This is a genomic window from Neptuniibacter sp. QD57_21 (assembly GCF_047778075.1).
Taxonomy (GTDB): Bacteria; Pseudomonadota; Gammaproteobacteria; order Pseudomonadales; family Balneatricaceae; genus Neptuniibacter.
This window is the reverse complement of record NZ_CP180549.1, coordinates 3,496,454-3,509,625: the sequence shown is the minus strand read 5'-3', so window position 1 is coordinate 3,509,625 and position 13,172 is coordinate 3,496,454. Positions and strand designations below refer to the sequence as shown.

At 45.3% G+C, this 13,172-nt stretch carries 14 protein-coding genes; 11 read left to right on the top strand and 3 right to left on the bottom strand.

The window, feature by feature from the left end:
* Positions 1 to 16: 16 nt before the first annotated feature.
* Complete coding sequence (locus ACMXYS_RS16040; RefSeq protein ID WP_415897116.1) at positions 17 to 685, top strand: acyltransferase; 669 nt, start codon at positions 17 to 19, stop codon at positions 683 to 685.
* A gap of 39 nt (positions 686 to 724) precedes the next feature.
* On the opposite strand, the gene uvrA is transcribed toward ACMXYS_RS16040, so the two are convergent.
* Entirely contained in the window at positions 725 to 3,553 is a 2,829-nt protein-coding gene (uvrA, locus tag ACMXYS_RS16035; RefSeq protein WP_415897115.1) for an excinuclease ABC subunit UvrA, read from the bottom strand.
* Positions 3,554 to 3,739: 186 nt separating this feature from the next.
* Here uvrA and ssb point away from each other — a divergent pair, with 186 nt between their 5' ends.
* The 3 genes from ssb (at position 3,740) to rfbD (ending at position 5,855) form a co-directional block, all read left to right on the top strand.
* Complete coding sequence (gene ssb / locus ACMXYS_RS16030; protein WP_415882716.1) at positions 3,740 to 4,297, top strand: single-stranded DNA-binding protein; 558 nt, start codon at positions 3,740 to 3,742, stop codon at positions 4,295 to 4,297.
* 207 nt (positions 4,298 to 4,504) lie between these two features.
* On the top strand, positions 4,505 to 4,744 hold the full coding sequence (gene grxC / locus ACMXYS_RS16025) for a glutaredoxin 3 (protein WP_415897114.1): 240 nt from the start codon (positions 4,505 to 4,507) through the stop codon (positions 4,742 to 4,744).
* A 199-nt stretch (positions 4,745 to 4,943) separates the two neighbouring features.
* Positions 4,944 to 5,855, top strand: coding sequence for a dTDP-4-dehydrorhamnose reductase (gene rfbD, locus ACMXYS_RS16020; protein WP_415897113.1), 912 nt, complete (start codon positions 4,944 to 4,946; stop codon positions 5,853 to 5,855).
* 21 nt (positions 5,856 to 5,876) lie between these two features.
* On the opposite strand, the gene ACMXYS_RS16015 is transcribed toward rfbD, so the two are convergent.
* A complete protein-coding gene (locus ACMXYS_RS16015) occupies positions 5,877 to 6,254 on the bottom strand; it encodes a SirB2 family protein (RefSeq protein WP_415897112.1) in 378 nt (125 codons plus the stop codon).
* 95 nt (positions 6,255 to 6,349) lie between these two features.
* Here ACMXYS_RS16015 and moaA point away from each other — a divergent pair, with 95 nt between their 5' ends.
* From moaA to ACMXYS_RS15980, 7 genes are all read left to right on the top strand, one after another.
* Positions 6,350 to 7,354 (top strand): GTP 3',8-cyclase MoaA, encoded by a 1,005-nt coding sequence (gene moaA / locus ACMXYS_RS16010; RefSeq protein ID WP_415897111.1) that lies wholly within the window; start codon positions 6,350 to 6,352, stop codon positions 7,352 to 7,354.
* 52 nt (positions 7,355 to 7,406) lie between these two features.
* Positions 7,407 to 7,943, top strand: coding sequence for a molybdenum cofactor biosynthesis protein B (gene moaB / locus ACMXYS_RS16005; RefSeq protein WP_415897110.1), 537 nt, complete (start codon positions 7,407 to 7,409; stop codon positions 7,941 to 7,943).
* Positions 7,944 to 7,952: 9 nt separating this feature from the next.
* Positions 7,953 to 9,167: a gephyrin-like molybdotransferase Glp gene (gene glp / locus ACMXYS_RS16000; RefSeq protein WP_415897109.1), complete on the top strand. Its 1,215-nt coding sequence runs from the start codon at positions 7,953 to 7,955 to the stop codon at positions 9,165 to 9,167.
* Between the two features lie 77 nt (positions 9,168 to 9,244).
* Positions 9,245 to 10,357 (top strand): 1-acyl-sn-glycerol-3-phosphate acyltransferase, encoded by a 1,113-nt coding sequence (locus ACMXYS_RS15995; protein ID WP_415897108.1) that lies wholly within the window; start codon positions 9,245 to 9,247, stop codon positions 10,355 to 10,357.
* Between the two features lie 2 nt (positions 10,358 to 10,359).
* Positions 10,360 to 10,839, top strand: coding sequence for a cyclic pyranopterin monophosphate synthase MoaC (gene moaC / locus ACMXYS_RS15990; RefSeq protein WP_415882708.1), 480 nt, complete (start codon positions 10,360 to 10,362; stop codon positions 10,837 to 10,839).
* Between the two features lie 2 nt (positions 10,840 to 10,841).
* Entirely contained in the window at positions 10,842 to 11,093 is a 252-nt protein-coding gene (gene moaD / locus ACMXYS_RS15985; RefSeq protein ID WP_415882707.1) for a molybdopterin converting factor subunit 1, read from the top strand.
* A 2-nt stretch (positions 11,094 to 11,095) separates the two neighbouring features.
* Positions 11,096 to 11,833 carry a lysophospholipid acyltransferase family protein gene (locus ACMXYS_RS15980; RefSeq protein WP_415882706.1) on the top strand — a complete coding sequence of 246 codons (738 nt, stop codon included), beginning with the start codon at positions 11,096 to 11,098 and terminating at the stop codon, positions 11,831 to 11,833.
* 60 nt (positions 11,834 to 11,893) lie between these two features.
* Here ACMXYS_RS15980 and fabB read toward each other — a convergent pair whose 3' ends face one another.
* The gene (fabB, locus tag ACMXYS_RS15975) at positions 11,894 to 13,111 is read right to left on the bottom strand and encodes a beta-ketoacyl-ACP synthase I (RefSeq protein ID WP_415897107.1); all 1,218 of its coding nucleotides are present in this window, start codon (positions 13,109 to 13,111) and stop codon (positions 11,894 to 11,896) included.
* Between the last annotated feature and the right edge of the window lie 61 nt (positions 13,112 to 13,172).

The window sequence follows — 13,172 nt, the reverse complement described above, 5'->3', positions numbered from 1 at the left end:
AAAGGTTTTAGCTGCAATGAATACTGATAAATTGGTTAAGTTTCTTCGCTACTTAGCTGCGATTCCAAAAAGTCTTTACGTCAACTTACGCTTATTACCTTTTGATCAAGCGATTAAGCTTCCTATTATTGTTTCAAATAGAACTAAACTCATTTCACTAAATGGTAAGGTTAAGTTAGATAAGGTTAAAACTGGCTTGGTTCGTATCGGCTTTACTGGTGCCGATATGATTGATTATCGCTACAGTCGAACAATGCTCCAAATTGATGGTCAGTTCACTGTTAAGGGCAAAGTTAAGATAGGTAAAGGAACACGATTAATTGTTGCCGGTGATTTGGATCTTGGCACCAATTTTATCGCCACAGGTGATAACACGATTATCTGCGAAAAACATATGTCTATCGGCAGCGACTGTATGTTCGCTTGGGAATCTGTGGTAATGGACACTGACCAGCATGCAATATTCGATCAATTAGGTGATCAGATCAATACCGAAGATAGAGTGATCATTGGTAACAATGTCTGGCTTGGTGCAAGAAGTTTTGTATTGAAGAACTCTGTGATTGAAGATGGCTGTATAGTTGCTGCAAATACTACGGTAACGCGATCAATTGCCGAGAAAGATGTGATCATTGCTGGAGCACCTTCTAAGAAAATCAAAGAAGGTGTTCACTGGCAACACTAAACTAGATCGTATTTAGTTCTACCCAATTGCTTAACCTGATTATTTCAGGTTAAGCATTGGCTTTAAAAACCTACCTGTATGCGAAGCTGGGTTCTCAGCAACTTCTTCAGGTGTACCTTCGGCAATGATCATTCCGCCTTTAACGCCACCCTCAGGTCCTAAATCTACAATCCAATCGGCTGTTTTGATCACATCCAAATTGTGCTCAATCACTACAATTGTGTTGCCGTGATCGCGTAAACGATAGAGTACGTTCAGTAATTGCTGAATATCGTAAAAATGCAGGCCTGTAGTTGGTTCATCAAGGATATACAGAGTTTTACCTGTATCACGCTTAGATAGCTCTTTAGCTAGTTTTACGCGCTGAGCTTCACCGCCAGATAGTGTTGTAGCAGCTTGACCCAAACGGATATAGGACAAACCAACATCCATTAAGGTCTGTAGGCGACGAGCCAGTGCTGGAATAGCATCGAAGAATTCTCGTGCATCTTCTACTGTAAGATCTAAGACTTCATGGATATTCTTGCCTTTGTATTTGATCTCCAGCGTTTCACGGTTGTAGCGTTTGCCTTTACAAACATCGCAAGGGACATATACATCAGGGAGGAAATGCATCTCTACCTTTATTACGCCATCACCCTGACAAGCTTCACAGCGACCACCTTTAACGTTAAAGCTAAAGCGACCCGGCTTATAGCCACGCGAGCGTGCCTCTTGAGTTCCAGCAAATAGTTCGCGTACGGGTGTAAAAATACCTGTATAAGTTGCTGGGTTTGAGCGCGGGGTACGGCCGATGGGGCTTTGATCAATATCGATAACCTTGTCGAAATGCTTAATGCCTTCGATAGATTTGTGCGGTGCAGGATCCAAGGTAGTCGCATTATTAAGTTCAGTTGCTGCGATTGGATAAAGCGTACCGTTGATCAGAGTGGATTTGCCCGACCCAGATACACCGGTAACGCAGGTTAGTAAGCCTACAGGGATCTTAAGATCGACATTGTTTAGGTTGTTACCGCTAGCACCGTTAAGACATAGCTGTTTCTTGCTATCAGCAGGATGACGCTGTTGAGGCACAGCGATTTCTTTAGTGCCTGTTAAATACTGACCTGTTATAGAGGCGGGGTTTGCCATGACTTCATTTGGCGTACCTTCAGCAATGACTTGTCCACCATGCACACCAGCGCCAGGACCTATATCAATGACATAATCCGCAAGACGAATAGCGTCTTCATCGTGTTCAACAACGATGACTGTATTACCTAAATCCCGCAAGTGGACCAGAGTTTTTAACAGGCGCTCGTTGTCTCGTTGGTGCAAGCCGATTGAAGGCTCATCCAGAATGTACATAACACCAACAAGGCCAGCGCCAATCTGACTTGCCAGACGAATTCGCTGTGCTTCACCACCTGATAGAGTATCGGCATTACGATCTAGAGAGAGGTACTCGAGGCCTACGTTGACGAGGAATCTCAGGCGTTCACGAATCTCTTTCAGAATCTTTTCAGCAATCTCACCTTGTTTACCCGTTAGATGAAGATTCTCAAAGTACTCTAAACTCTCTCCAATCGGTTTCTTAACGATATCAGGCAGTGCCTGCTGATCTATATATACGTGTCTCGCGTCGCGGCGCAAACGACTGCCATTGCAAGACGAGCATGGCTGCATATTTAAATATTTGGCCAAGTCTTCACGAACAGTATCTGATTCGGTTTCTTTATAGCGGCGTTGTAAGTTATTTAGCACTCCTTCGAATGGGTGTGCTTTATTAATGATGTCGCCGCGATCATTCAGGTAACGGAAAGTGACGGTTTCTTTGCCACTACCATTCAAAATAAGATCTTGTTCTGATTTTTTCAGGGACTTGAATGGTGTGTCCATATCAAATCCGTATTGCTCTGCTACTGCTTTAAGCTGCTGAAAATAATACAAGCTGCGACGGTCCCAACCTCTAATCGCGCCTTCGGATAGGGTTAGGTTTGCATCGTGAACTACTTTAGATGGATCAAAGTATTGCTTTACCCCTAAGCCGTCACAACTTGGGCAAGCGCCATGAGGATTGTTAAAAGAGAACAGTCTCGGTTCAAGCTCCTGAATACTATGTCCACATTCTGGACAGGCAAAGCGAGCAGAGAAGATTAATTCGTCAGCGTCACCATCCATATAAGCGACTTTGGCAATTCCGTCGCTGAGGTTAAGCGCGGTTTCGAATGACTCGGCTAAACGGGTCTGTAGATCATCGCGAACTTTGAAACGGTCAATAACCACTTCAATATCGTGCTTCTTGTTCTTATCTAGCTCTGGCGCACTATCGAGGTCAACGACAATTCCATCAATTCTTGCACGGATGAAGCCTTCAGCACGCAAGTTATTAATAGTGTGTAAGTGCTCACCTTTCCTGCCTTGTACTACAGGTGCTAGCAGCATTAGTTTACTGCCTTGCTTAAGCTCAAGTACTTGGTCCACCATCTGGCTGATTGTTTGCGCTGCAAGTGGTAGATCGTGATCAGGACAGCGTGGCTCGCCTGCACGGGCAAACAATAAGCGCAAGTAATCGTAAATTTCGGTGATCGTACCAACTGTCGAGCGAGGGTTGTGAGATGTTGATTTTTGTTCAATTGAAATCGCAGGGGATAAGCCTTCGATATGATCAACATCGGGTTTTTCCATCATCGATAGGAACTGACGAGCATAGGTCGAGAGAGACTCAACATAGCGGCGTTGACCTTCTGCATAGAGCGTATCAAATGCCAGTGAAGACTTACCTGAGCCGGATAACCCTGTAATAACAATGAGTTTGTCTCGGGGGATCTCAAGATCGATATCTTTAAGGTTGTGGGTACGCGCACCCCGGACCTGAATCTTATCCATAATGGCTCTCAGATGTGGAAAACAAAACATCCCATTATAGAGATTTTTCGTGGCCGCTGTAGCTTTTCTAAACGATAAAATCTCTATGGGATAAGAGTGGGCGAGAGGGTGATCGCATGTTAAGCTTGCTTGTTATACGCGCAGGTTTATCAATCTGACGTGAGAGAAGATTTTTGGAGAAAGAAAATGGCACGTGGTGTTAATAAAGTAATTTTGGTGGGCAATCTGGGTGGAGACCCAGAAGTACGTTATATGCCAAATGGCAATGCTGTAACTAATGTAACCATCGCAACGTCTGAATCATGGAAAGATAAGCAGACGGGCCAGCAGCAAGAGCGTACTGAATGGCACCGTGTGGTATTTTTTAACCGTCTAGCGGAGATCGCTGGCGAGTATATGCGTAAAGGCGGCAAGGTTTACGTTGAAGGCGCGTTGCGTACCCGTAAATGGCAGGATCAAAGTGGCCAGGATCGTTACACGACTGAGATCGTAGCAAGCGAAATGCAGTTGCTTGATAGTCGTGGCGGTAACGAAGGTGGCTATGCTCCTCAGCAACAACAGGGTGGTTATGCACAACAGCCACAACAGCAGCAAGCACCGGCGCCACAAATGGCACCGCAGATGGCTCCACAAGCTGCGCCTCAGCAAGCTCCTCAGCAGCGTCCTGCTCCAGCACCGCAACAGGCGCCTGCGCCTCAAGCTGCACCAGGTTTTGATGATTTTGATGATGACATTCCGTTCTAATCTATGTGGAGCTGGATAGATCGAAAAAGACCTCGCATTGCGAGGTTTTTTCGTTTTAGGGCTCTCACGGGGCTTGGCTGAGAGCGCAGATCTATTTTGGATGTTTGGACGGTTACTGTGGATGATTGGAGGCCTATGGCTGAAGTTTTACGGGTAAATTTAGTGACAGCATAAATGCACACAGAATGATTTTTAGGAGTAAAAAAAATGCCGTCAGTCGAAATTTATACCATGAGTTATTGCCCATACTGCATTGCAGCTAAGCGCTTGTTGAAAAAGTTGGGATGGCAATTTAACGAGATCGAAATTACAGGCAAACCTAAGGTTAAAACCACCATGGTTCAACGCACTCAGCGCAGAACTGTACCGCAGATCTTTGTAAATAATCAGCATATCGGTGGCTTTGATGATTTTTCGGCTTATGTTCAAGAACAGAAGTTACTGTGAGAGGTAGATTGCGGGCAGTTGTTACCCAGTTATCAGGGTGTTAGATCAAGCTTCGATTAAAAATAGCTACCCTGCTAAGGGTTTACTGGGCCTTGCCGGGAGATTGAGGTATATTTTTTAAGAAGTGAGGTAACTTTCTGCTGTTATGGAGGGTGAATAGTTTTATGAGTCAAAATGAGATGCCGGAGAGTTTGGTTTAATGGCACTGGATCTACTGTTAAAGCCTATCAAAATATTAATTACCGGAGCTCATGGACAGGTGGGGAGCGCGTTGACGCGTGCTGTAGAAGCGGATAGCTTTTTTGAAGTTATTGCTTTGGGAAAATCTCAATTAGATGTTACTGATCCAGAGCAGATCTCTGAGCAACTGGCTCATCATCTACCAGACTATGTTGTGAATTGCGCTGCGTTTGATGATGTCGATGAAGCAGAGTCACAATCAGAACTTTGTTATGCGGTTAACTCTGATGCAGTAGAGGCCTTAGCGTTTGCTTGTGGTGATCTGTCTATCCCAATGTTTCACTTATCCACCGACTACGTGTTTGATGGTCACTATGCCAGCGGCTACACCGAAGAGGATGAGGTCGCACCTTTAGGAATCTATGGTGATAGTAAGTGGCAAGGTGAAGATAGACTCCGTCAAGCTTTGCCGAAGCATATTATCTTGCGAGTTAGTTGGTTGTTTAGCGACCAAGGGAATAACTTTGTTTTGCGAACGCTTGAGGCGGCTAAGAAACAATCAGAGCTACAAGCTGTAACAGATCGTAAGGGCTGTCCTACCTCTGCATCTGATGTGGCTCGAGTTATTCTCGCTGTATTAAAGCAAATTCATAATGGTGCAGATGCTTGGGGTACTTACCATTACTGCGGCGCTGAGGTGATCAATCGCTATGATTTCTGTAAAGAAATCCTGATTGCTGCAGGTCAGTACGAAAACCTCGATGTGGAAAAGTTGGTCCCAGTATCGAGTAAAGATTACGTCACTGAGGCATTGCGTCCAAATACGTCTGTTTTAATGTGTAAAAAATTATTGAGTGTATTTGGGATAAGACAGAGACCTTGGCGACAGGAGTTGCAATGGTTGATGCGAGATATCTATCCATCATCCTAGCCGCCAAGAGCGCTACTTTTCTTAACCCCAAGGCAATGGGGATTTAGAAACTGCAACGGCTGCAATGTAAATGAAAGCAAACAGCGCGCCTGCTAGTGCTGTTGCTTTAATTGCCTTCGTTTTGCCGCGTTTGATAGCGATTGTTCCTAAACCAATATACACCACCAAAGCGATCACTTTAGCTGTTACCCAGTGATGAATAAATGGATATTGTTCAATCATTACTGCGAGCGTTAATGCGCTGATCAGCAGTGCGGTATCAATAATATGTGGTACGATCTTTAACCAGCGTTTTTCTAGTTTTTCTGGGCAAAATAGCGCTAAGCCACCGCGTAAAAGAAAGAGTACGAAGCTTAGGGCTATGCAGGTTAAATGGATGTGCTTAATGGCAAAGTACATTAGGTTTCCTATGAGAATTGGTCTAAATGCTGTTGAAAAGATTTTGTGCTATTTTAGAGCGTTCAAATTATAAGTGATAGCTGCATTGAAAATTCATGGCCAATAATAAAAAAGATTCTCAAGCGCTGGTAGATCGGTTTGGCAGAACGGTAGATTATATCCGTCTGTCAGTGACTGATCGATGTGATTTTCGCTGTGTTTATTGCATGGGGGAAGACATGACTTTCCTACCTCATGCTCAAGTACTTACCCTTGAAGAAATTAATCAGATCGCCCAAGCGTTTGTGAGCCTGGGCGTGAAGAAGATCCGTTTGACAGGTGGTGAGCCGCTGGTGCGTCGTGATGTGATGAAGCTGATGCGCAGTGTAGGTCAATTAGATGCTGAGCTAGCGATTACCACTAACGGCTCTCAACTTGTGCAGATGGCTCAAGATTTAAAGGATGCTGGGGTTAACCGGTTAAACATCAGTATTGATAGTTTGCGAGAGGATCGTTTTAAAGCGATGACGCGGACTGGTAAATTGGCCCAAGTACTTGCAGGCATAGATGCAGCTGTTGCAGCAGGATTTGATCGAATCAAGCTAAATGCGGTTGTAATGAAAGGCCGCAATGATGATGAAGTGCTCGATCTAGTTAACTTTGCGCGAGAAAAAGGTGTTGATGTTAGCTTTATCGAAGAGATGCCTTTAGGGCAGATTTCTGAGCATGATCGTGCTGAAGTCTATTGTTCCAGTGATGAAGTCCGCGAAATTATTGAGCAGCAGTATCGGCTGCAACCAACCACGGAACGCACTGCTGGTCCATCCCGTTATTATCGTATGGCAGATACTGAAAGCCGCGTTGGTTTTATCTCGCCACACAGTCATAACTTCTGCTCTGAATGTAACCGTGTCAGGGTAACCGTTGAAGGGCGCTTGTTGCTTTGTCTGGGTAACGAACACTCTGTTGATCTTCTACAAACATTGCGTGCTCACCCTAATGATCAGGAAAAACTGAAGCAGGTTATTATCGATGCTATGGATTTGAAGCCTGAGAAGCACGAATTTGATCTAGATGATGAGCCACAAATCATTCGTTTTATGAATATGACAGGGGGCTAAACGAGTTCATCGTTGTCCTTGCTCCCGTACTTTCTTATTAAGGAAAATACTCATGTCCCATACTCCTGCCAGAGCGGAATTTATTCCGCTAAATATTGCCGTATTAACTGTATCTGATACCCGTACTCTTGATTCGGATACCTCTGGGCAAGCTTTGGTTGATCGTTTAGAGGCAGCAGGCCACGTACTTGGTGCACGTGAAATAGTTAAAGATGATGTCTACCAGATGCGAGCGGTTGTATCGCGTTGGATTGCTGATTCAAATATCCATGTGATTATCTCCACGGGTGGTACAGGTTTTTCTGGTCGCGACTCTACGCCAGAAGCGATGGCTCCTTTGTTTGATAAATCTATTGAAGGGTTTGGTGAATTTTTCCGTCAAGTTTCTGCCGGTCAGATCGGTACTTCAACCATTCAGTCCAGAGCGTTAGGTGGCCTTGCAAATGGTACCGTGATTTTCTGTCTGCCAGGCTCTACGGGTGCTTGCCGTACTGGTTGGGACGATGTGATTGCGCAGCAGTTAGATCATCGTCATAAGCCTTGTAATTTTGCTTCGTTGATCATGAAGCATCAAGAAGATAACGCTTAAGGTAATAAAATGGGAAGCTGTGATTCTCAACCTGGTTTGATCCCTTTTGATGAAGCGCTACAGCGACTTTTAGCTGGAGCGCATGTTTCTGTAGTGACTGAAATTGTGCCTGTTGCAGAGGCCTTAGGGCGCGTATTAGCTGAAGCTCCAGTTGCTTCTGTTTCAGTCCCTCCAGCTGATAATAGCGGTATGGATGGTTACGCAATTAATACGGCTGATTTGGGTGCTAAGGCAAGCCTAAAAATGAGTCAGAGAATCCCTGCTGGTACGCCTCCACAGCCTTTAGTTGCAGGTACTTGTGCGCGTATTTTTACTGGAGCAGAGATTCCTCAAGGTGCCAATGCAGTTGTTATGCAGGAAGATGTTCACCTTGAGGGGGATAAGGTTGTTTTTCCTGCAGAAGTGCCGGTTGGTGATAATGTTCGCAGTGCTGGCCAAGATATTTTGGCTGGTAGTCAGGTACTCGCAATAGGTACACGTTTGCAAGCCGCTGATCTAGGGATATTAGCGTCGGTAGGCTTGTCTTCTGTCTCTGTATATAAGCGTCTCAAGGTTGCGATCTTATCCACAGGTGATGAGCTAGTGGAGCCAGGCCTTCCTCTTGGTGCAGGACAGATCTATAACTCTAATCGCTATATTCTGACTGGTCTATTACAGGGTCTAGGTATGGAGGTTGTTGATCTAGGTTGTGTAGCAGATACGCGTGAGGCAACGTTAGCAGCATTGGAAAAAGCGGCTGCATCGGCAGATGCCATCATCAGTACCGGTGGTGTGTCTGTGGGTGAAGAGGATCATGTCAAATCTTGCGTAGAGCATCTTGGTCAGTTGGATATGTGGAAGATCAAGATCAAACCAGGAAAACCTGTTGCCTATGGGCAGGTCAAAGGTACGCCATTTGTTGGTTTGCCGGGTAATCCAACGTCTACACTCATAACTTTTTGTCTGTTGGCGAGGGCCTTCTTGCTTAAGTTGCAGGGGGCTTCATTCGAACCGCCACTACAGCTTTCAGTACCGGCTGGTTTCCAGAGAAAACGAGCTATTCAGCGCCAAGAATATCTGCGAGTTCGGTTTGAGGATGGGCGTTTACAGCCGTTCGCAAATCAGAGTTCTGGTGTATTGATGTCTGCTAGTTGGGCGAATGGTATTGCTGTTATTCCTCCTCAGACGGTTGTAGATGAGGGCGATTTGGTCGGATTCATCCCGTTTTCTGAACTTCTCGGTTAATTACATTTAATTTCCCTGAAGTTTGCGTGAGAAAACGGTAAAATAACGGCCTTTTTAGTAGAGCTTTCGAGGAAAGAATGACAGATCAGCAGGATCCGTATAAAGAGATCAGACCGTTCAACGATAGTGAAGTGGCGGATGCACTCCTTAATATTCTTCACAATGATGAATTCCTGACCGCTGTTACGCGTTACCAGTTTCCTAAATTATCCTCGAGTATCGGATGGTTGTTAAAACCATTTGTTCGTATTGCCTTGGCTGCCAAGATTGGTGAGATCGACAGTGTCTATGAGTTTCAGATGCTGGTGGCTAACTATATGAAGAAGATGATTGGCCGTTCGACCACTAAGCTGACTTGTAGTGGTATAGATGAGCTTGATCCTGAAGAATCCTACCTGTTTATCTCAAACCACCGAGATATCGCAATGGACCCAGCATTCGTCAATTGGGTTCGCCATCAGTACGGCATGGATACAGTTCGGATTGCGATCGGTGATAACCTGCTTCGTAAGCCTTATGTTTCTGACATTATGCGTTTGAATAAGAGCTTTATTGTGAATCGTTCTGCAACAGGGCGTGAAATGATGAAAGCGCTAACGCAGCTTTCTTCTTATATCGATCACAGTATCTTAGGTGGTCATTCTATCTGGTTAGCGCAGCGAGAAGGTCGTGCAAAAGATGGTAATGATGCGACAGATCCAGCCATTTTGAAGATGCTTTATATGGCACATCGTAAATCGCGCAGTTTTGCTGAACAGGCTAAGCGTCTGAATATTGTGCCGGTTTCAATCTCTTATGAATACGATCCATGTGATGCCTTAAAAGCGAATGAGCTGCATGCTAAGGCAACTGATGGTGTTTATGAAAAGTCTCAGTACGAAGATATCGCAAGTATTGTGAAAGGTATTACCGGTGATAAAGGGCATGTGCATGTCGCTTTTGGTGATCCTATCGATGCTGACTTCGATACGCCTGAAGAGCTAGCGGCTGAGATCGATCGTCAAATTCATGAAAATTACTATTTGCACCCATCTAATCTGATTGCAGCAGGTCGTAGTGATGATGCTACTGCTGATCAGAAGGCTGGTTTAGAAGCGCGTATTAACAGTGTTGAAGGCGGTGCGCAGGATATTCTTCGTCAGATGTACGCTAACCCTGTTCTAAATCAGGCAACGCAAACACAGGAGTAGTTATGAGTCGTTTAACCCATCTGGATGACCAAGGGAACGCTAACATGGTGGATGTTTCCGAAAAGCAGGTGACTTTTCGTGAAGCCACTGCCTATGCGGAAGTTGAAATGCTGCCTGACACCATGAAGTTAATTACGGAAGGTGGTAACAAAAAGGGTGATGTTTTAGCGGTTGCACGAATCGCAGGTATTCAAGCTGCAAAACGCACCAGTGATCTTATTCCTCTTTGTCACCCATTGATGTTGAGTAAAGTTGCGGTAGATCTTCATCCTAATACCGAGCGTAACGTTGTTGAGATTACGGCAACCTGCAAGTTGGCAGGTCAGACGGGGGTGGAGATGGAAGCGCTAACGGCGGCATCTGTTGCGGGTTTGACGATTTACGATATGTGCAAGGCTGTGGATAAAGGCATGGTTATGAGCGCAGTTAAAGTATTGGAAAAGAAAGGTGGCAAAAGCGGTCACTGGAAGGTGGAGAAGTAATCATGGTTAAAGTGGTGTATTTCGCCAGCTTGCGCGAGCGTTTAGGTGTAGCTGAAGAATCTATCGAAGTGAGTCAGCCTGCTGATGTATCTGCAGTGCTAAATCAGCTAGTTGAGCTTCACGGAGAACAGTGGCAAAAGATTCTGGTTGATACGCCTATATTGATGGCTGTTAACCAAGAGATGTGTGACGAGAAGGCCGCTGTAGCTGCGGGTGATGAGGTTGCATTCTTCCCGCCGGTAACTGGGGGTTAAGCATGTCTAAAAAAGCGAATCCACTGCACTATCTACGTGCAGTGTTTTATTACTTAGGCTTTTACCCTCTAACCATTGTGCATGCCACACTGAGTTTAATCATCTCGCCGCTATTGAATTTCCAGCAGCGCTTTAAATTTGTCACTCTGATTAACTACTTTTATATCTTTTGGTTAAAACTGTGTTGTGGTGTGGGAGTAAAGATTACTGGGCGTGAAAATCTGCCTACTGATGGCGCTTATGTTGTTGTAGCTAACCACCAGAGTGAGTGGGAAACGCTGTTTTTACAAACCTTGGTCCGCCCGCAGTGTACAGTGCTTAAAAAGGAGCTTCTTAAGATTCCTTTCTTTGGATGGGCGCTAGGTCTGTTGAATCCTATAGCGATTGATCGTAGCCAAAGGCGTGGCGCACTTAAGCAGCTTTTAACAGAGGGCAAATCTCGTTTAGAAGATGATATCCCTGTGATTATCTTCCCTCAGGGTACGCGAGTGCCTGTGGGTAAAATGGGTAAGTTTAACAAAGGCGGAGCGATGCTGGCGTTAAGTGCGGGTGTGCCGGTGATCCCAATGATTCATGATGCTGGGCTCTATTGGCCAGGCAAAAGCTTTGCGAAGATCCCAGGTACTGTACAAGTCCATGTGGGCGAGCCAATTCCTGTAGAAGGCCGTACAGTGGATGAAATCCATGAAGATATGGTGGCTTGGTTAGAAGAACATATGAAAGCGCTAGAGATAGCCTAAGCCAAATTTCAGATATAAAAAAACCGCCGAATGGCGGTTTTTTTATATCTAGAAGACTGATTAGTCTTTTAGTTTTTCGAATACCAATGTGCAGTTAGTGCCGCCGAAGCCGAAGCTGTTGGACATAACGCGTTGTAGATCTACGTTTTCCTGCTTCTCGCTAGCGATTGGTAGGCCTTCTGCTTCTGGGTCTAGCTCATCGATGTTTGCAGATGCTGCGATGAAGTTGTTTTCCTGCATAAGCAGAGAGTAAACCGCTTCTTGTACGCCTGCTGCACCTAGAGAGTGACCAGATAGAGACTTAGTAGAAGTAACCGTTGGCATATCATCGCCAAAGGCTTCTTTCATCGCTTTCAGCTCTTGCATGTCACCCGCAGGTGTAGAGGTGCCGTGTGCGTTGATGTAATCGATCTTGCCGTCTACAGTTGCCATCGCTTGCTTCATGCAGCGAGCAGCGCCTTCGCCAGAAGGAGCAACCATGTCGTAGCCATCAGAAGTTGCACCGTAACCTACTAGTTCAGCGTAGATCTTAGCGCCACGAGCTTTAGCGTGTTCGTATTCTTCGATAACTAGGATGCCAGCACCGCCAGAGATAACGAAGCCATCACGGTTTGCATCGTATGCACGAGAAGCTTGTTCTGGAATTTCGTTGTACTTGCTAGATAGCGCGCCCATAGCATCAAACATTGCAGTCTGTACCCAGTGAAGTTCTTCACCGCCACCTGCGAATACTACGTCTTGCTTACCAAGCTGGATCTGTTCCATTGCGTTACCAATGCAGTGAGCACTGGTCGCACAAGCAGAAGTAATAGAGTAGTTAACACCTTTGATTTTGAAAGGTGTTGCTAGACAAGCTGAAACAGTAGAACCCATTGTGCGAGTAACACGGTAAGGGCCTACGCGCTTAACGCCTTTCTCACGAGTGATATCGGCTGTTTCAACAATGTTGTCAGCAGAAGCACCACCAGAACCTACGATAAGGCCAGTGCGCTCGTTGGAAACCTGATCTTCAGCTAGGTTTGAATCAGCAATTGCTTCTTTCATTGCAATGTAAGTGTATGCTGCTGCATCACCCATGAAACGTAGCAATTTACGGTCGATTTGCTCAGAGAAATCGATATCGATGCTGCCGGCTACCTGGCTACGGAAACCGCGCTCTTTATAGTCTTCTTGGAATTTAATACCAGAACGACCCTGCTGCAGTGATTCCAGAACGGTTTCTTTATCTGTACCCAGACAAGAAACGATACCCATACCGGTAACAACAACGCGACGCATGTGCTTCTCTCTCTTTTTCTAATTTAAGGTGCTTATTTTCCGTGAATCAGTAGTGTTTTGC

Bases quoted from the DNA above. Each gene is read 5' to 3' on its own strand.
- uvrA (WP_415897115.1), bottom strand. From the start codon at position 3,553: ATGGATAAGATTCAGGTCCGGGGTGCGCGTACCCACAACCTTAAAGAT.
- grxC (WP_415897114.1), top strand. From the start codon at position 4,505: ATGCCGTCAGTCGAAATTTATACCATGAGTTATTGCCCATACTGCATT.
- moaB (WP_415897110.1), top strand. From the start codon at position 7,407: ATGTCCCATACTCCTGCCAGAGCGGAATTTATTCCGCTAAATATTGCC.
- moaA (WP_415897111.1), top strand. From the start codon at position 6,350: ATGGCCAATAATAAAAAAGATTCTCAAGCGCTGGTAGATCGGTTTGGC.
- moaC (WP_415882708.1), top strand. From the start codon at position 10,360: ATGAGTCGTTTAACCCATCTGGATGACCAAGGGAACGCTAACATGGTG.
- ACMXYS_RS15995 (WP_415897108.1), top strand. From the start codon at position 9,245: ATGACAGATCAGCAGGATCCGTATAAAGAGATCAGACCGTTCAACGAT.
- glp (WP_415897109.1), top strand. From the start codon at position 7,953: ATGGGAAGCTGTGATTCTCAACCTGGTTTGATCCCTTTTGATGAAGCG.
- moaD (WP_415882707.1), top strand. From the start codon at position 10,842: ATGGTTAAAGTGGTGTATTTCGCCAGCTTGCGCGAGCGTTTAGGTGTA.
- ACMXYS_RS16040 (WP_415897116.1), top strand. From the start codon at position 17: ATGAATACTGATAAATTGGTTAAGTTTCTTCGCTACTTAGCTGCGATT.
- ACMXYS_RS15980 (WP_415882706.1), top strand. From the start codon at position 11,096: ATGTCTAAAAAAGCGAATCCACTGCACTATCTACGTGCAGTGTTTTAT.
- fabB (WP_415897107.1), bottom strand. From the start codon at position 13,111: ATGCGTCGCGTTGTTGTTACCGGTATGGGTATCGTTTCTTGTCTGGGT.
- ssb (WP_415882716.1), top strand. From the start codon at position 3,740: ATGGCACGTGGTGTTAATAAAGTAATTTTGGTGGGCAATCTGGGTGGA.
- ACMXYS_RS16015 (WP_415897112.1), bottom strand. From the start codon at position 6,254: ATGTACTTTGCCATTAAGCACATCCATTTAACCTGCATAGCCCTAAGC.
- rfbD (WP_415897113.1), top strand. From the start codon at position 4,944: ATGGCACTGGATCTACTGTTAAAGCCTATCAAAATATTAATTACCGGA.